The 18,407-nt window shown below is 62.2% G+C and carries 14 protein-coding genes; 5 read left to right on the forward strand and 9 right to left on the reverse strand.

What is annotated here, in order from left to right; translation table 11 throughout:
• Nucleotide 1: 1 nt before the first annotated feature.
• The 4 genes from BMZ10_RS05810 to BMZ10_RS05825 form a co-directional block, all read right to left on the reverse strand.
• Nucleotides 2-997 (reverse strand): ABC transporter permease, encoded by a 996-nt coding sequence (locus tag BMZ10_RS05810; RefSeq protein WP_093459055.1) that lies wholly within the window; start codon nucleotides 995-997, stop codon nucleotides 2-4.
• Nucleotides 997-2,547: a sugar ABC transporter ATP-binding protein gene (locus tag BMZ10_RS05815; protein ID WP_093459056.1), complete on the reverse strand. Its 1,551-nt coding sequence runs from the start codon at nucleotides 2,545-2,547 to the stop codon at nucleotides 997-999. Before BMZ10_RS05815 ends, BMZ10_RS05810 begins: the two co-directional genes overlap by 1 nt.
• Before the next feature lie 65 nt (nucleotides 2,548-2,612).
• A complete protein-coding gene (locus BMZ10_RS05820) occupies nucleotides 2,613-3,572 on the reverse strand; it encodes a sugar ABC transporter substrate-binding protein (RefSeq protein WP_093459057.1) in 960 nt (319 codons plus the stop codon).
• A 292-nt stretch (nucleotides 3,573-3,864) separates the two neighbouring features.
• Nucleotides 3,865-4,593, reverse strand: a complete 729-nt coding sequence (locus tag BMZ10_RS05825; protein ID WP_093459058.1) for an SDR family oxidoreductase — start codon at nucleotides 4,591-4,593, stop codon at nucleotides 3,865-3,867.
• Nucleotides 4,594-4,705: 112 nt separating this feature from the next.
• Between BMZ10_RS05825 and BMZ10_RS05830 the strand changes: the two genes are divergently transcribed.
• A complete protein-coding gene (locus tag BMZ10_RS05830) occupies nucleotides 4,706-5,605 on the forward strand; it encodes a LysR family transcriptional regulator (protein WP_093459059.1) in 900 nt (299 codons plus the stop codon).
• A gap of 18 nt (nucleotides 5,606-5,623) precedes the next feature.
• Nucleotides 5,624-5,908 (forward strand): hypothetical protein, encoded by a 285-nt coding sequence (locus BMZ10_RS05835; protein WP_093459060.1) that lies wholly within the window; start codon nucleotides 5,624-5,626, stop codon nucleotides 5,906-5,908.
• Between the two features lie 81 nt (nucleotides 5,909-5,989).
• Here the strand turns inward: BMZ10_RS05835 and BMZ10_RS05840 are convergent, their stop codons facing one another.
• Together BMZ10_RS05840 and BMZ10_RS05845 are read right to left on the reverse strand one after the other, a co-directional pair.
• Nucleotides 5,990-6,847 carry an SDR family oxidoreductase gene (locus tag BMZ10_RS05840; RefSeq protein ID WP_093459061.1) on the reverse strand — a complete coding sequence of 286 codons (858 nt, stop codon included), beginning with the start codon at nucleotides 6,845-6,847 and terminating at the stop codon, nucleotides 5,990-5,992.
• Between the two features lie 243 nt (nucleotides 6,848-7,090).
• On the reverse strand, nucleotides 7,091-11,674 hold the full coding sequence (locus BMZ10_RS05845; protein WP_177182045.1) for an AvrE-family type 3 secretion system effector: 4,584 nt from the start codon (nucleotides 11,672-11,674) through the stop codon (nucleotides 7,091-7,093).
• On the opposite strand from BMZ10_RS05845, the gene BMZ10_RS27680 reads away from it, so the two are divergent.
• Nucleotides 11,673-11,822, forward strand: a complete 150-nt coding sequence (locus BMZ10_RS27680; protein WP_177182046.1) for a hypothetical protein — start codon at nucleotides 11,673-11,675, stop codon at nucleotides 11,820-11,822. The genes BMZ10_RS05845 and BMZ10_RS27680 overlap by 2 nt on opposite strands.
• A 67-nt stretch (nucleotides 11,823-11,889) precedes the next feature.
• Here BMZ10_RS27680 and BMZ10_RS27685 read toward each other — a convergent pair whose 3' ends face one another.
• The 3 genes from BMZ10_RS27685 to BMZ10_RS05855 all read right to left on the reverse strand — a co-directional run bounded on the left by BMZ10_RS27685 (nucleotide 11,890) and on the right by BMZ10_RS05855 (nucleotide 14,975).
• Nucleotides 11,890-12,045 (reverse strand): hypothetical protein, encoded by a 156-nt coding sequence (locus BMZ10_RS27685; protein ID WP_177182047.1) that lies wholly within the window; start codon nucleotides 12,043-12,045, stop codon nucleotides 11,890-11,892.
• A gap of 150 nt (nucleotides 12,046-12,195) precedes the next feature.
• Nucleotides 12,196-14,076, reverse strand: coding sequence for a pyruvate kinase (locus tag BMZ10_RS05850; RefSeq protein ID WP_256214361.1), 1,881 nt, complete (start codon nucleotides 14,074-14,076; stop codon nucleotides 12,196-12,198).
• A 125-nt stretch (nucleotides 14,077-14,201) separates the two neighbouring features.
• Nucleotides 14,202-14,975 (reverse strand): ParA family protein, encoded by a 774-nt coding sequence (locus BMZ10_RS05855; RefSeq protein WP_093459064.1) that lies wholly within the window; start codon nucleotides 14,973-14,975, stop codon nucleotides 14,202-14,204.
• A 211-nt stretch (nucleotides 14,976-15,186) separates the two neighbouring features.
• Between BMZ10_RS05855 and BMZ10_RS05860 the strand changes: the two genes are divergently transcribed.
• On the forward strand, nucleotides 15,187-17,514 hold the full coding sequence (locus BMZ10_RS05860) for a putative bifunctional diguanylate cyclase/phosphodiesterase (protein ID WP_093459065.1): 2,328 nt from the start codon (nucleotides 15,187-15,189) through the stop codon (nucleotides 17,512-17,514).
• Nucleotides 17,502-18,377 carry a phosphate/phosphite/phosphonate ABC transporter substrate-binding protein gene (locus tag BMZ10_RS05865; RefSeq protein ID WP_093459066.1) on the forward strand — a complete coding sequence of 292 codons (876 nt, stop codon included), beginning with the start codon at nucleotides 17,502-17,504 and terminating at the stop codon, nucleotides 18,375-18,377. Before BMZ10_RS05860 ends, BMZ10_RS05865 begins: the two co-directional genes overlap by 13 nt.
• Nucleotides 18,378-18,407: the final 30 nt, after the last annotated feature.

Here is an 18,407-nt window from a genome sequence, read left to right on the forward strand (position 1 = left end):
ATCAGCCGCGCCGCCGTGCGCGGTTGCTGCGGTAGGTGTCGAGCACGACGGCGACGACGATCACTGCACCTGTGATGATGCGTTTGGTTGGCTCGGTGGCGCCGATCTGGGCAAGCCCTGCGGCCAGCACTGAGATGATAAGGACCCCGAAGAACGTGCTGATCACCGAACCGCGCCCGCCCATCAGGCTGGTACCGCCGATGACCACCGCCGCAATGACTTGCAGCTCCAGCCCGGAACCTGCGTTGGGATCGGCAGCCTCCAGCCGGGAGATCTGGAACAGCGCGGCAACACCGGCCAGCAGACCCATCAGCGAAAACACCAGGATTTTGTACGGCTTGGGATTGATGCCCGCCAGACGCACGGCTTCTTCGTTAGTGCCGATGCCGATCAGGTAACGGCCAAACACCGTACGGGTCAGCACCGCCTGGGCGGCAAAGATGACGATCAGCGCAATCACGAACGACGGCGAGATGCCGAAAGCAAACGGATTGGACAGCCAGGCAAAGGAGTCGCCAATGTACGCAGTGCGCGAATCCGTCAGTTGATAGGCGACGCCGCGAGCCATTTCCAGCACGCCCAGCGAGACGATGAATGAAGGAATCCGCCAGGCAACTGTGATCGAGCCGGTCAGGGTGCCCGCCGCGGTTGCGCAAGCCATGCCCAGCAATGCCGAGGGCAGAACGCCCCAGCCCCAGCCGAGCATCGCAACACTGACGGCCGATGCCGCCAGGGCCAGCACAGAACCGACCGACAGGTCGATGCCGCCGATGATCAGGATAAAGGTCATGCCCACCGCCAGGACCATCAGATCGGGAATCTGGTTGGCCAGCGTGCTGAAGGTTTCGTAGGACAGAAAGTGATCGCTGAGCAGCGAGAACAGCACGATCATCGCCAGCAGTGCGCCCGCCAGACCCAAGTAGGTGCCCAGGCCGAAATAGTGACCGCTGCGCTTGCCTGGCGATGGCAATGCGGCTGAAGGAGTGGAGGTTTTCATCAGTCGATCCTGGGCGCGGCTTCGGAGAGCAGCGCATCACGTTTTTGATAGCCCGCGAAAGCAGCGGCAAGTAGCTCGTCCTGCGTCCAGCTGTCGCGTTCGAAAGTGTCGATCAGGCGCCCGGCGGACAACACGCCGATGCGGTCACAGATCAGCATCAGTTCGCGCAGGTCGCTGGACACCACGACCAGCGCCCGGCCCTGACGGGTCAGTTCGCCGAGCAAGGCGTAGATGTCGAATTTGGCGCCGACGTCGATGCCGCGGGTCGGCTCATCGAACAGCATCACCTGGCAGTCCCGTTCCAGCCAGCGGCCGATGACCACCTTCTGCTGATTGCCGCCCGACAACTCAGACACCAGCTGCGTCGGGCTTGAGCTGCGGATTCGCATCGCGTCCACCTGACGTCTGGCCAGCGCCATTTCGGCACCGCCATTGACCAGGCCAGCGCTCGAAATCGCCTCCATGTTGCCCAGCGCGATGTTGGCGCTGATCGATTGCGAGAGCAGCAGCCCTTCGCCCTTGCGGTCCTCAGTGATCAAGGCGATGCCATGGCTGACGGCGTCGACCGGGGAATTGACGCGCACGCTGCGCAGCGGGGTGCCGACCTCAATGGAGCCGCTGTCGGCTGCATCGGCGCCGTAGATCAGCCGCAGCAACTCGGTCCGACCCGCGCCGATCAGGCCGGAGATGCCGAAGATTTCCCCGGCGCGCACCTCGAACGACACGTCCCGGACCTTGTCGGCCCGGCTCAGCCCCTTGACCGACAGGGCGACCTTGCCGATGGTGCGCTGGCCCAGATCGATGTGCTCGCCAAGCTCGCGCCCCACCATCAGCGTTACCAGCTGCTCGCTGTTGTAATGGGCCATTGCGTCGACGCACACCAATTTGCCGTCACGCAGCACAGCGATGCGCTGCGCCACGCGGGCGAGCTCTTCAAGGCGATGGGAAATATAAATGATGGACACGCCGCGAGCCTGCAGACGAGTGATCTGCTCGAAGAGCATCTCCACCTCGCGCGCGGTCAGCATGGCGGTCGGCTCGTCGAGAATCAGGACATGACAATCACCGATGAGGTTGCGGGCGATTTCGACCATTTGCTGATGACCGATCCCCAACTCGCCCACCAGGGTGTCGGGGTCGATGGCTTCCAGGCCCACCTGGGCCATGGCCTTGATCGAATCCTCACGCAATTGACGACGATTGATGAACCCGACGCGACTGGGCAGGTTGTCGAGAAACAGGTTCTCGGCGACCGATAGCGTCGGCAGCAGATTCAATTCCTGCATGACCATGCGCACCCCGAGCTTTTCTGCCTGGGTGCGACTGGCGGGCTGATACGGCTGCCCTTGAAACTGCATCTGGCCGGTGGTCGGCGTGACCAGACCGCCGATGATTTTGGACAGGGTACTTTTGCCTGCGCCGTTCTCGCCGGTCAGGGCCAACACTTCCCCGCGCATCAGCGTCAGGTCAATGTCACCCAGCACAGGCTGGGCGTAGGTTTTGCCGATACCACTGACAGATAGAACAGCGGCCTGAGCAGACGCTGACATAACGATCTCCACGCGCCTGCCCTTGCGGACAGGCGGTATTTACGGATAGATGAAGCCGGCCTGACTTACTGAGGCTTGGCAACCAGTTCGACCGGGGTTTCGATCACGCCATCCTTGATGTCGAGCTTGTCGCCCTTGATCATTTTCAGCGCGGTATCGATGCCGAATACCGCCTGACGCGCTGCGAACTGATCGGCCGTTGCCAGCACGCGACCATCCTTGAGCATCGGCTTGATCGCGTTGATGTTGTCGTAGCCTACGACCTGGACCTTGCCAGCCTTGCCGGCGGCACGAACGGCCGAGACCGCACCCAGCGCCATGCTGTCATTACCGGCCAGCAGTGCTTTGAGGTTCGGATATTCGTTGAGCATGGCGGAGGCGACCGCGTTGCCCTTGTCGATTTCCCAGTTACCCGATTGCGTGGAGACGATCTTCATCTGCGCGGCGTCCATCGCATCCTTGAAACCGGCGGTGCGTTGCTGCGCATTGGTGGTAGTCGGTACGCCTTCGATGATGCCGACCTGATCGCCCGCGGTCAGCTGTTTCGCCAGGTAATCACCCACCAGTTTCGCGCCCTTGCGGTTGTTCGGGCCTACGAACGGCACTTCGATGTTTTTGCTTTTCAGCACGTCGGCGTCGAGCTGGTTGTCGATGTTGACGACCTTGATGCCGGCGTCCATCGCCTTCTTGATCACCGATGCCAGCGCCTTGGAATCGGCGGGCGCGATGACCAGTGCGTCGACCTTCTTGACGATCATCTGGTTGACGATGTCGATCTGCGCGGCGGTGTCGGACTCGTTCTTGATACCATTGGAAATCAGGTCGAAATCAGCGGCGTGGTCTTTCTGATAGGCCTTGGCGCCGTCTTCCATGGTCAGGAAGAACTCGTTGGCCAACGATTTCATCACCAGCGCGACGGTCGGCTTTTTCGCGTCGTCAGCAAAGGCGGATGAAAGCGGCAGGGTTACAGCGGAAGCGGTGAGCATGGCAACAGCAAGAAGACGTGCAGCGAATGGCAGCTTCATGGAATCACTCCGACATTATGATTATTGTATCGGCAGCGAATGCGCTTCGAGTTGAGCAGGGTCGACCCGATCGCAAACGTTTGCGTGAGTGAAACTATGAGAATCGTTGCAACGTTTGTCAACTAGGTCACGACGTTTTGTTGCGCTTTCAGAAACGTACTACATATTCAGTCGCGAAGCCGACCATCTGCGCTCGCTGAACCCGCGATCAGAGCTTAGCGGTTGGCGACACGCGGCGGGCCTTACCCCACCCGAGATGCATCGGCTTCGTGTTTGTGGGTGTGCCCGTGCATCAATGAGACGCGCGTGTCGGGCGTACGACGATTTCATTCACGTCGACGTCCTCCGGCTGCTCGAGGGCATAGCGCACCGCACGTCCGATCGCGTCCGGCTGCAACGCGATGGCCCGGTAACTGGCCATGGCCGAAATCGCCGTTGCATCGGTAATGGTCGACGCCAGTTCGCTCTCGACCACCCCCGGATGAATGCAAGTAACGCGGATGTCCGGGCGTTCCTGACGCAGACCATCGGAGATGGCCCGCACGGCGAACTTGGTCGCACAGTAAACAGCCGCCGTGGGTGATACGGCCAGCGCGCCGATAGAGGCAATGTTGATCACGTGCCCGGCGCCGCGCTCGGCAAACTCGGGAAGCACCGCGGCAATGCCGTTCAGCACGCCCTTAATGTTCACGTCGACCATGCTGTTCCATTCATCGGTCTTCATCGAAGCCATCGGCGACAGCGGCATGATACCGGCGTTATTGATGATCACGTCCACCCTGCCCCAACGCTCGCGCGCGGCGTCGGCAAACGCGGCGACATCGGCCTGGTCGGTCACGTCCAGACGGCGCCATTCGGCGTTTCCGCCAGCGGCGTTGATCTGTTCGGCGATGACCTGCAGACGTTCGGTGCGGCGCGCCCCCAGCATCAGGGTGGCGCCTGCCGCGCCGAGTTCGCGGGCGATGCCTTCGCCAATGCCGCTGGACGCCCCGGTAATCAGGATGACTTTATCGATGCTCATGTTCAGTACTCGCGCAGTGGATTTGACTGACACATTAACCTCAGGGCATTGTCGCGATAAGACTCTCTGAAGTGACCGTATTGGTTAGTTTTACTTACCAATGAGACCAACGATGGACATTGACCTCAACCTGTTGAAAGTCTTCGAAGCCGTGGCACAGCTGCATAATTTTCGCGCGGCCGCCGATCGTCTCGATATCAGCCGCTCAGCCGTCAGCCAGAGCATTCGCAGACTGGAAGACACGCTGGGCGTCTCTCTCGTCCAGCGCTCCACGCGCAATGTCCGACTGACCGAAGCCGGCGAACAGTTGTATCGGCAGACCGCCGAGGCCCTGGCTGCACTGACCGGCGCACTGGACGCAGCGGCGATCAAGGGCCCGCCAAGGGGCCTGCTGCGCATCGCCGTGACTTCGATTGCCGAACGTTTTCTGGATGGCCCGCTGATCGCAGATTTCGTGCAGGCGTACCCCGGCGTGACCCTGGATGTCACGGTCACCGATGAAGAGTTCGATATCGTCGAGCGCGGCTTTGACGCGGGCGTGCGGTTGGGAGAGGTCATCGAGCAAGACATGATCGCCGTGCCGGTGACCGATGAGCAGCGTGAGGTCGCGGTCGCGACGCCGGATTACCTGGCGCGCCATGGCACGCCGTTGCATCCGCGCGACCTGACCGGGCATCGCTGCATCGGCTGGCGCCCTGCCCCCGGGGTTGCGCCTTATCGCTGGGAGTTCACCGAGCAAGGCCGCGCATTTGATGTCGCCGTGGCGCCGCAGATCACTACCAACGACATGTTACTGATGGTGCGTACCGCGCTCGCAGGCGGGGGAATCACATTCGGCATCGAAGACACCTTCCGCCCCTACATTGAGCGTGGCGAGCTGGTCACGGTACTGGATGATTATCTGGCACCGTTTCCCGGATTCTTCCTGTACTACCCGAACCGCCACAATCTGGCACCGAAGCTGCGGGCGCTGATCGACCACGTCCGGGAGTACAGAAACGCCCGTTTATGACCCATTGGCCTGCAGGGCGTGAAGTTCCTCACGCCGCGCCTGGCGCATCACTTCAAGCTCCTTCGGCGTTTTCGCGAGCAAGCGCAGGGCGAAATCGTAAGGATCGGTGTCCGGCTCATCGACGGCGCGCAGATACGCCGACTACGCATGCCGAATGCGACGCTCTTCAACGAAAAGGCCGCCGGGCTGACGGCTGAGGCTCGCCAGTTTCCGCTCCAGCTGTACCTTGCAAACGATGAAGGTCTCGAGCACCTTGGTTGGAAGTCAGGCCTTCAATCGCGACGGGCATCATCCGCCCCGTAAGGCCCGTGGCGTGCACTCGAAACAAAAAAAACGGCGATCACCCGATAACCGGGCGATCGCCGTTGGCCGCCGCAAGCGGGCTCAGAGAATCGGCTTGCCGCCTGTCACGCCATAGCGCGAACCGGAAATGTAACTGGCTTCGTCAGAGGCCAGCAGAACATAAATCGGCGCGACTTCGACGGGTTGCCCAGGTCTGCCGAGCGGCGTCTGTTTGCCGAACTCCTTGACCTGATCATCCGGCATGGTCGATACGATCAACGGCGTCCAGATCGGGCCGGGCGCCACGCTGTTCACCCGAATGCCGCGCTCGGCCACCATCTGCGCAAACCCCGCCGTGAAGTTGGCAATCGCGCCTTTGGTGGCCGCGTAGGGCACCAGCGTGGCGTTGGGCATGTCCGAGTTGACCGAACTGGTGTTGATGATCGAGCCGCCGGGCTTCATGTGTGGCAACGCCGCCTTGCAGATCCTGAACATCGCATGGACGTTCACGTCGAACGTTCGCACCCACTCCTCGTCAGAGATTTCCTCGAGGGTCTTGTGGGTCATCTGGAACGCCGCATTATTGACCAGCACGTCGATGCGGCCGAATTTGCCGACCGTCTCGTTTACGATAGCCGAGCACTGTTCCTTCTGCGCCAGATCACCTGGCAGCAAAATGCATTGCCGCCCGGCCTCCTCCACCCAGCGCGCGGTTTCCTTGGCGTCTTCGTGCTCGTCCAGATAGGAAATCGCGACATCGGCGCCTTCCCGCGCGAACGCGATGGCCACAGCGCGGCCGATGCCACTGTCAGCGCCGGTGATCAACGCGATTTTGTTAGCCAGCCTGCCCGAGCCCTTGTAGCTGTTCTCGCCGCAGTCCGGGTACGGTTCCATCTTGCTCTGATCGCCGGGCACGGCTTGCTGTTGGGATGCAAAGGGCGGTTTAGGATAATCGGTCATGTCAGTCTTCCTGTCTCGTCGTGGGTTGAAGAGACGAATTTCGTCCACTCACGTTATGTGTCAGAAAGAACGGGGCAGTCGTTCAACAAAATGTCGACCCCGACGGATGAGCGGTGCGCGGTGTGTCACTCAGGCAGACACGCGGAATTTCCACGAACGGGAGGCTCTGTCTCGCAGTTCCCAACTGAACATGCTCACACCCGGTCATCGTGCCCCTGACACCTCATTTCCCCAAAGGACGCGTCAGACCGGGCGATAGCCACCACCGGCCGGGTCGGCCATTTCGGTGATTTTTGGCGTTTTGCGCTCCCCGTTGAGTTGCCCTTCGAGTTTGAAATCCACAGGCTCGTGTTGCGCTCTGGCGTAGTTGAAGGTGATCTCGCCCCGCAGCCGCTCCACGCTCAGGTTGCTGCCGCTGCGGTAGTTCAGCCACACGCCGGGCACAGTGAGCGAGTCTTCTTTGCCCGCGGTGCGGAAGACGGAAATACTCTTGATCCGGAGGTTATTCTGGTCGCTCAAGATCCGTTTCAGCCCATCGTCGTTCAGCCTGCCGGCAATCGCCTCTTCATCTATGCGCGCCTTGGCGGTGTCGGTGACTTCCAGCTTGATCTCGGCGCGGGTCGTGCCCTTGCGCCCTTGCAGCTCCTTGATCAGGCCGGCGAGCTGCGGATCCTTTGCCATGAATGCCGCAACCTTTTCGGCGTTCCCCGGGTTGGTATGGCCGACGAGCCAGGCGCGCGTCGGGTCGGAGGCGCGTTTGCCATAGCTCGCGTGGTCGATGCGATTGACATTGCTCTGCTTGACGGTCAGGTCCATCGTGGTCATCAGGCGCATGTGCTGATCGGCCGCCTGATTCTGGCGCAGGGACTGCCTGAGGCTGTTGAGCGCCGCGTACTGAGCGCCGGACAACGTCGCTGCAGCCTGGGCCGGCGTGTCATAGGCCGCGCTCAATAGCGCCATTTGCTGCCTGGCATCCTGATTGTCGAGGGCCGGCGCCTCAATCAGCGGAAAGACTTTTTCCAGACTGCTTGCCAGGGCTTTGGCCTCACGGGTCTGGATCGGCAGCGAGTCCTTGAAGCGCACATCGAATGCCTTTCCGGTCTTGTTATCCAGCGCCACGTTGACGCTGAATCCCGTCGGGATGCCACCGGATATGAATGCGCCGCTGGGCTGCGCACTGAACGCAGCATCGGCCAGGCGGGCATACGCGGTGAGGCCGCCCTTCTCCAGGAACCGGACGCGGTTGTCGCTGCGTATGTCGGTGCGCAACCCATCGGACCCTCGTCCCTGCACCTGCTCGCTTTCATAGCTGGCAAGGTTGGCGTTACCGACCGCGCCGACGGAAAAGCGCATGAAGCCCTTCACCGGCTGGGCGCCGATCTGCCCCTTGTTGACGCGGTACTCGGCCCCCGCGTTCAAGTCCACGTCGTAGTTGCGTTTGGAGCCGGTGCGCAGCTCCTGCTCGGTGCTGCCGTCGAGGAAGTTCAGTGGGTGCAGCCGTCCCGCGACCGCTCCGGCCTGTTCGCCGCTCTTCTCCAGTGGTGTTTTGATCAGGTCGTCGACGAAGCCATCGATGTCCTCGTCGCGGATGAAGAAACTCATGACGTTGCTTTGCGTGGACTTGTACTTGAGGTCGGCGCTGACGCCCAGCCAGCTGCTGTTCTGCAGCAGGTTGGCGGTGGTGTCCTCCTTGGGCGCCTTGTGGTCCGAAAAGCCTGCGCCCACGCCCACATTACCGCCCAGGCTGATCGCGCCGTCGCGGTTGATCGCAACTTTCAACCCGCGCTCATAGCGGGTGAAGGTCACCCCGTAGGTTCGCTCCGGCTCGATGTTGACACGGCCGCCCATGTAAACCGGGTCGGCCACCGGACCGCTGACGCCACCGTTGATATTGGCAGCGTAGTTGCGGCTGATTTTCAGATTTTCCCGTGGTTTGAGCTGGCGCAGTGCCTTGCTCAGCTCGTCACGTATCTGCTCACGCGGCACATCCATGCCGACCCGCAAGTTCTGCGTCATCGGGTGGTTATCGTCACGGAAATACTTGAGCAGAGTCTTGCTCGCATCGTAGCTGGCCTCCAGCTCGCGATGGCTGCGAAAGCCTGCGTCGGTGTATTTGCGCAGCGGCCTGTCGACATAGCCCTTGGCGTAGGTCTGTTCGAGCTGATTGGCCATAAGATCGAGCAGATTGTCCGCAGGCTGCTCCTTGCGCATCTCCGAAAGTACGCCCAACTGGGAATTCAGGCGCGACAGCACGTCAGCGTTCAGTGCAAGGCGCGCCTTGACCAGCGCTTGTGCATCTGCGGTATCGCGTCCGGCCTGAGGGTCGCGACGGCCGATCTGAAAATGGCTGGCCTGCAACTGCGTCATCAACGCATTGAGTGGCGTGCCCGCGACACCGGAGGCCGCCAGGGACCGGGCCAGTTCACCGAGCATGTCCTGGCTCACCGGTTTGCCGGGCCGATAGTCGTCGCGAACCTTGCCATCCATGCCCACCGCGCCTTGGTCCTGCGCGAGCGAGCGCAGCAAGCGTTCGGTGTCGTCGACCACGGTTTTGGTGGCCTGCTCGATCACATCGGTCATGAGTGCGACTTTCGGGTTGAGTGAGAACTGCCGTTCGGCGCGTATCTGCGTCAGCAGGGTGTCGGTCGAGGCGGCGGCGGGAGGGGCGAACGCCCCGCGATCCGCCAGACGGCTCAGCAGTTGCGCCTCATCACGGTAAACGTCGGCCAGCCCCGCGCGGCCTTTGTTGGCGTGGTTCACCTTGTCGACCGGCTTTTGCAGGGCCGCGCCGATGCGCAGGTGGGATTTGAGGTATTGCAGCGAGGTCGGCGCGGTTTCCCGAGGCCGGACGGTTTCCATGTTGGCGCGTCCGAACACGCTGGCGCCCACCTTCAGATTGCCATGGCGGGCCAGCTTGCCAAGGGTCTGTTCGCGCTCGCTCAGACGATGATGCAAATCGTGATTCTGGGTCAGCCGCGACCTCTGAGCGGGCGGCGCTGCGCTGAGCGTGCCATCAGCACTCAGGTGCTGTTCGGTGCCGTTCTGACGCACCAGCAATTCGCCGCTCGCCGCCGTCCGGATACTTTGCGGGGCGACGCCTTCGGGCAGATCGACCAGTTGCCAGGCCGCTTTATCATCCTGATGCACGCCCACGCCCGACTTGCCGCCCTGCCAGTGTTCGGCCGCCATGCGAAACACCGCACCGCCCTTAAGCACATACAGATCGCCGCCAGCAATGGTCAAGTCCTCGATATGGCGCTGATCCGCTTCGTGATCGGTGAGCCAGCCGAGCGTTTCGTCCTGACCTTGCCCCGGTAATGAGGGTAACTGCTGGCGCGTGCCTTTCTGATCGTGAACCCGCAGACGGCCATCGCTCAAAGTGACGTAGCGGTCGTCATTGAGCACCGCGATCTTTTCCGCTACGACGTCGTTGGCGCCGCGCAATGCAGCGCCCGCCTTGGCTTCGGTACCCTGTCCGATGCTGAGGTCCGGTCCGCTTCCCATGGTCCGGGACAGCGCCTGCGCCTGCACGGCCAGCCGCTTGACCGCCCCCTCCTTGTCGACGGCGTAAGCGAAGCCGTCGTTGCCCTGATGCAGGTCCTGCAGATCCGCTTCCGAGCCCTTGCTCCAGGCATTGGTTCTAGGATCGCGGACCAGCAGCTGGCCATCCTTCTGCGCGACGCTGCCACCGTCCAGGTGAATCATCTCGGCGGCGTCGGGGATCAGTGCCGGCAGACCATTCTGGCGGGTGACCGCAGTCGACTGGCTGAGGTTCCAGCCCGGATCGAAATCCCCGCGCGCCGGGTCCCACTGCGCCGTGTGTTCCTTGCCGTGGGTGTCCTTGAAGCGCGCGTGCAGGTGGCCGGCCTGATCGTTGAACAGGCCGCTGAAGCTCAGGTGACCGAAACCTTCGAGCGCCAGTCGCTGCGGCGTAAAGGGTCTGAGGTCCATTTGCGCTGACCACTGCCTGCGCGCCGGCAGCGTGCCGACATGCAATCTGCCGCCGCCGTCGACCATGAACAGCGTGGTTCCGGCAGTGGCAATCGCCGACGGTTTATCAGCCTTGCGATCACCGACAGGGACGTGGCCGATTGTCAGCTCAGTGGAGCGGCCAGCCGTACCCGATTCCTGCAAGCGATAGGTGCCGCCCTGCTGTGTCACCCCGAGCCAGTCCTCACCGTGGGCTGTCAGCGCACTCACCGGATGGGCGAATGGCACCTGCGTCGGCGGTTCACCACCGAGCTTCCAGGCCTGCCCCTGCTCATCCAGCGCGTAAACATCGTCGTCCTTCTGCGTCAGCGCCTTGAACTGGCCGCCATGCCCGCCCGGCAAGGTCGCGGCGTGCCACTGAAGGCCGTCCGCCAAGCGGTGCAACCGCTTGTCATGAAGCGTCCAGACACTGGCGTTGGCGCCCTCGAACAGGCCGGTTTTCTGCGCCAGATGCGCCTTGTCGAACCGACCCACCGGTGCCGCGCCGCTGCCGGCGTGATGCGACCGCGATGAAACAAACGCATACACCGTATGGGGGTTAGCACCCGCCATCACGACGAAGCCTTGGCCATCCACCAGACGACCGTCGCGCTGGTGATGAGCAAAGGCCTGGCCCGGTTTGTTGAGGATCTGGCTCAGCAACTCGCATGCATGAGCCAGCTCGCCCGTGGGGGCCGTCAGCTCGACTTGCCCGTTACGCACGGCCACGCGCAGATCGCCGCTCACGCCAAGCGGCATCAGCTCAGTGCCGTCCCGCTGGTGGCGGGCGTCGTGGCGCGCAGCGGCTGCGCCAAGTTGCTGCATATTCGAGCGGGACGGCAAAAACTGGAGGGGCATGGCAGGCATCCGTGTGGGCGTGCCATTGGGTGGCGCGCCCGACGGTTTCGGTTCCGCGCCAGGGCCGCTGGAGCCTGAAGCGATTGCTCTCGTTGCCCTTCGCCCGCAGAGCGAGCATCGCAAAAAAGGGCCAGGCAGCCGCAGGTGAAATTCCGGGAAATCGCTCTCGGGTCGCAACGTCAACCAGGCTGGCGTCGCGACCGTATGGCGACGGGTCAGGCGACAGGAATCACATGGGGCGCTTCAATGCGCTCCTTGAGCTTGTCGGCGAAAGCGACCGCTTCCTCCATGCTGCGAAATGTCACTGGATAGTCATTCAACGTTACCAGCCAGTCCGGTCCAAAAAGCGCTTTCTCGACTTTGATCTTCACGATGCGGTCCTCCTGGGTCAGTCATCAACCACCGAAGACAACCTGAATGCTCAGCAACGGTGCGCCTGTGTTGCGCCGCACATACTACCGCTGCCAATCGGCCAGTTCGATGACAGCCGACGGCAGGCCTGATCGCGACCTCGACCGGCGTCAGCCGGCTGTCTGCGCAACGCGAAGCCGGCGCAGCAGATCACGCTTCTTGTGACGGTGCGCGCGCATTCGCTCGAGCACGTCATCCAGGCACTCGATGGCCTTGAGAATGTGCGGCCCTTTGTTCAACATCACGCATTCGGCCCGCGTGGCGGTGGCCGCGTCGGTGATTTCGGCGCGCGACGGGCTGCCGGTCTTGGCCAGGGTTTCGAGCACCTGCGTGGCCCAGATGACCGGCACGTGAGCCGCTTCGCAGATGCAGAGGATTTCCTCCTGCAATTCGGCCGTGCGTTCGAAGCCGTTCTCGATCGCCAGATCGCCTCGGGCGATCATCACACCCAGCCGTGGCAGACGCATGCCGGTCAGCAGCAATTCGGCCAGATTCTCGAATCCCCTGCGCGTCTCGATCTTCAGCACGACACCGATGTGCAACGCATTCAGGCGCTCAAGTTCGACAATCAACGCGCGTACGTCTTGCGCGCTGTTGACGAATGACATCTGCACGACATCGGCATGCTCACAGGCGAATGCCAAGGCTTGCAAGTCATCGGCCGAAAGCGCCTCGACGCGAAGCTCGCTGTGCGGCAGATTAATGCCCTTGTCGCTGCGGAGTTTTGCCCCGCCCGGCGCATGGGTGATGAGCACCTGCAACGCGTCAGGCTCGACGCTCTCGATGACGCCGCCGATCTTGCCATCATCGAACCAGATCGGTTCGCCTGCTCGGACGTCGTCGAAAACCGTCGCTAACGTGCAGCCGACGCTCGCTGGCCGCACCACTTGTCCGCTGGCGTCAAGGACGGCAGCGCGTCCGCCATGAATGTCGGCGTTGAGGATCAAGCGGTCGCCTTCATTCAGCCGGATGGCCTGCGCCTGCGTCCTGCACACATCGATCACCCGCGCCGAGCGCTTGCGGCCTTTGCGTTTTTTCAGATCAAGGGTCACACCCGGCACGACATACGCGGTCTTGTGCAATTCGGCCCGGCAACCGTGCTCACTGACCTCGACGATGTGCAGCTTGCGTCTGGATGCCCGCGCATCGCGAAGCCCGATGACATCCCCCGCCACCAGCTGCGACAACCATTCGCCCGGCACCGTGATGGCAGCGGCCCCTTCGCCGGGCGCGGTCTCGCCGTCATGCAGCCAGACCTGCGCCGGTTGAGTGACCCGGCCGAAGACATCTCGCGTCGGGCGAATACGCACGACCGCGGGCGCAGGGTCGATCTTGCCCGTACGCAGTTTCGGGCCGGCCAGGTCCATCATCACGCTGCAGCTTCTGGCCGATGCCTTCGCGGCGCGGCGCGCATGATCGATCATCTGCCGCCAGGCATCCGGCGCGTCATGGGCGCAATTGATCCGCTGACAATCCATGCCGGCCTTCAGAAGGTCTTTGACGAAGGTATAGTCTTCGGCCGCCTCGCTTGGCATGGTGACCATGATCCGGGTGCCACGTGTCGGAACCTGCCCGCCGAACAGCGCCTGGGTGTGGGCGGACAGAGCCGCGTCACCCTGTTCCGGGGAAATGTCGGCCGCCGGCCTGCGCCGTGCGGGTTGTCGCGTCAGCCGCCGAAGGACTTCGATGACCCGGTCCAGCGAAGCCAGCACGTCAGCCTCGCAGCGGCCCAACGATGACAGGCCAAGCCTGGCCAGCCTGTCCTGCAGCGGCCGGATATCGTGCCGCCGCAGCGCCAGATAACCCATGAGGTTTTGCGCACTCGGCACGTGGTCGGGATGAATGTCTATCGTCTGCACCCGTGCCTGGGCGTCGACGATGCGCGTTCGCAGAAACAGGGTTTCGCGCAGTGCGGCGTCGATCGCATCGACGTCCAGTGCCATACCGGAGGCAACCTGTACAGGCGTCATGTTTGCAGCTGAAGTGTTCACGTTGTCTTCTCGGCGCCGATGAACCTTCAACGTAGTCAGCGCAGATGACGCTTTTCTTACCGGGCGCCCTTAAAGCCTGTATATCCGTGGTCTTTAGACTAACGGCAGCGGAAGCGACCCGATCATCAGCCTGCCCGCTCCAGCGTGGTCAGCAGGTCGACAAACTGCGACGTCAGTTTGTGCCGGGGTTCGAGGTGTATGAGCGGCACCGAAGCTTCATGGGATTCACGCATCTTCACCGAACTGTTGAGGTAGACCGGCAACACCGGCAGGCCTTCGGTAATCAGTTCGTCGATCAGCGTCTGATGCAGGCTGGCGCGGGCGACGAACTGGTTGACCACGATCCCCTCCACTCTCAGCGACTCATTGTGATCGGCGCGCAGTTCAGCGACCTGCGCCACCACGTTGTAGAGCGCCTGGCGCGAAAAGCTGTCGCAGTCGAACGGAATCAAAACCCGCTGCGCCGCAATCAGCGCACTGAAGGAATAGAAATTCAAGGCGGGCGGCGTGTCGATGTAAATGCGCTCGTATTCCTGCGACAGCTCGACCAATAATCGGCGCAGCTTGTTGATCTTGAATTTGGCTTCAAGCTTGGGTTGCAGGTCGGACAGTTCGGCGCTGGCGGTCACCAGATGCAGGTTGTCGTAACGGGTCTGGCAGATCTCGACTCGGTTCTTCTTGCTCGCCGCCGGCCCTGACAACGTTTGCTTGAAAAAATCGGCGATTCCCACCGGGATGTCATCCCCGGTCAGGCCGGTGAGGTAATGGGTGGAGTTGGCTTGAGCATCCAGATCGACCAGCAGGGTTCTATACCCTTCCGCGGCACTGACGGCAGCCAGATTGCAGGCAATGCTGGATTTGCCGACCCCACCTTTCTGATTGAATATTGCGCGGCGCATGGAGCAGATGACCGAAAAAAATGTGCCCGATCATACCAGTGCAAAAGGCACTTAAACGTTGCACGCTCACTACAGTTGCATGACATTTTAAAGACAGCTCTACGTCGAGCTGGCCTCCTCTTGTCACCCCGTGCGCCCAGTCATCGGGCAGTCATCGTTTCGTCATTCGGTAATGGTAATTTGCCACCACCTCACGGCAGGAATATGACGTGTGACCCGCCGATCGTTCTCCTCCCTCAGCTTCCTCCAATGGCTACTGATGACGCTCTGCGCGGCGACCCTGGTGTTTCTGTGGGCGCTGTACGTGCAACAGAAAGAGACCTCACGCCATGAAGCGCTGACGGCAAAGGCCGCAGAACATCTCAACCTGGCGACCATCGCCGCCGAAAACTTGCGTCAACTGGTGGACCGCGCGCAGGCCATCGGCCGGGTCACTCGCGATGACATGCAAGACCTGGGGCAACGGCATCAAGGCATGGTAAGAATGCTGGCCGAGGATCCGGTGCTAAAGCGCATGAGCCTGTATACCGGCGATGGCCGTCTGCTGTCGGGCAGTCACGCCGATGAGCCCGGGCAATTGCCCGCGCCCTGGCTGGAGCGACTGCAAGACCACGCCGGGCATTACGGTTTCAAGCCGCTGCTGCCACAGGCGGCGTCGCCCGTCACTCAGGCGTTGGCACCCGATTGGCGCCTGCCATTTCTGCTGCCGCTGGTGGACGCGTCGACGGGCAAGATGGACAGCATCCTCGTGGTGCAGCTGGATGTCGGGTATCTCGCCGCGTTATTCGAACACATCGACCTTGGCCAGACCGGCATGCTGCGCCTGCTCGACAGCGCCGGTCGGGAGCGGCTGCGCATCAGCAGCAGCGGCGTGGTCTTCGCCGGCATGCCAATGAGCCCTGAACTGCCCACCGAGGGCGACACGGTCGGCCTGCTCACACAGTATGCCGCCACCGGCAGCTATCAGAGCATGTACCTGCGCGTGCCGCAGCGCGGGTTCAGCGTGATGGTCAGTCAGGCAGAAGACGAAATCCTCGCGTCCTCGCGGCTCACGTACCAGCGCCAGCTGTGGCTGAACCTTTGCATGACGCTGCTGATCCTCGGCAGCCTGCTCTGGACACTGCGCGTGCTGCGCAAACGTCAAGAGGCGTTCAACGCGCTGGAGCTGGCGCAACAGGTCAATCAGGAACTGATCGGCCGCCTGGAGGAAGAGCATCGCCGAAGCAGTCACGCGGCGGCGACCGATCACTTGAGCGGGCTGCACAACCGCCGCCAGTTCCTTGAAGTCGCCACGCCCGTGCTGTCCAGGCAACGGGGCAAGCGCCGTCTGATGGCCATTCTGTTCATCGACATGGACCGTTTCAAATCGATTAACGACTCACTGGGCCACAAGATCGGCGACATGCTTCTGCAGGCAGTAGCCGGGCGCATCAGCCGCATGCTGGAACCTGAAGACAAGGCGGCGCGCTTTGGCGGCGATGAGTTCGTCGTGTTACTGGCCGGCGAACGCACCGAGGAGCAGATCGACGCCTGGGTGCGCTCGCTGGTGCAGAAGCTGTCCGCCGTCTACTCGCTCAACGAACACGAGGTGAGCACCAGCCCCAGCGTCGGCGTCAGCATCTGCCCGCGCGACGGGCAAGACATCGAAGAGCTGATCCGGGGTGCCGACGCCGCCATGTATTCGGCCAAGCGCGCCGGACGCGGTCAGTACCGTTTCTTTGACGCATCGCTCAATGTTGCCGACGTCGAGGAATTCAGCCTGGAGCAGGCGTTCGGGGCGGCGTTGAGCGAGCGTCAGTTCGTCCTGCACTACCAGCCGCAGATTCGCCTGGACTGCATGCGCGTCGGTGGTTACGAAGCATTGGTGCGCTGGGAACACCCGGAATTCGGCTTGCTGTTTCCGGATCGGTTCATTTCACTGGCCGAGCGCAGCGGCTTCATCATCGCCCTGGGCTGGGAAGTGGTTCGCCTGGCCTGCGAGGATCTGGCGCTGTGGCACGAACAGGGGCGCGACATCCACCTGGCGGTCAACGTCTCGGCGATCCAGCTGCATCAACCCGATTTCAGCGAGCGTCTGCTCGACGAACTGGCACGGCACGCCATCGACCCGCCAGCTCTGGAGATTGAGATCACCGAGACAACGCTGCTCGATCAGGAAGGCCAGGCCATCGAGCATCTCCAGCGCCTGCGCAGAGCCGGGCTGAACATCAGCCTCGATGACTTCGGCAAGGGTTACGCCGGTTTCGCCCACCTGCAATCGTTGCCGCTGACCCGACTGAAGATCGACCGCTCGCTTATCGCGCCGCTGTCCAACAGTCCCGACGACAGCCCCATCGTCTCCTCGACCATCATCCTGGCCAAACGCCTGGGTCTGGAAGTGGTGGCCGAAGGCGTTGAAACCCGCGAGCAAGTGGTCTGCCTGAAACTGGCGGGCTGCGACATCGCGCAGGGTTATCACTTCAGCCGTCCCTTATCGGCAGCGCAACTGCGCGGCTATCTCCCGTTCATCAACTCGGTCGACGACGCATGCGTGCAATAACATTACTGATCGTCATGCTCGTCGCCTGCCTGTTCGCAGGCCCGGCGATGGCCCGTTGCACGCAGCAAAGTCTGCGCATTGCAGTGATCCCGAAGAAAAGCATGGAAACCCTCCTGCAGGAACAGAAACCGTTGATCGAGCGCCTGAGCGACGTCACCGGAATGCCGGTGGAGATCGTCCCGTCCTCTTCGTATGAAAGCGTCGTCGATGCGATCGTGTCGGGCGGCGTCGACATTGCCTGGCTGGGGCCGGCGTCCTACGTGCTGGCGGACCAGCGCGACCCGCGAATCGAGCCGTTCGCCAGCCTGACCATCAGCCGCGGCTATTTCACGCCGGCAGGCCATCACTATCAGGCCCTGCTGCTGGCGCGCAAAGAGCCGGTGGGCGACATCGGCGCGCTGCGCGGTAAACGGGTGATCCTGACCGACCCAGCCAGCACGTCCGGAAGCGTGGTCCCCAACGCCGAATTCTCGCGAAGAATCGGCCAGCCACTTTCGCAGTTCTTCGGCGCGGTGGTGTATTCCGGGTCCCACGACAAGTCCCTCGACGCGCTGCTGGAGAAAAAAGTCGAAGCCGCGTTCGTCTCCAGCGTGCGGGCAGATGCCTACCTCAATGCGACAAAGATCGAACGTGACACCTTTAGCGTGCTCTGGCGCTCCGAGCCGATCTACTACGATCCCTTCGTGTTCCGCGGCGGGCTGTGCGAAGCACTTAAACAACGCGTGCGCGACGCCATGCTCAACGATCAGCACGCACTGAGCACGTTTCTCGAATCCCAGGAAGCGTCGGCCATCGTGCCGGTGAGTCGGGCCGAGTACGCTCCGCTGTTCAACGCGATGACAGCGTCCGCTGCCGACAAATAGCGGCAATTAACGCGGTGCAGGCTTGCCCTT

The organism is Pseudomonas sp. NFR16 (genome assembly GCF_900108875.1).
Lineage (GTDB): Bacteria > Pseudomonadota > Gammaproteobacteria > Pseudomonadales > Pseudomonadaceae > Aquipseudomonas.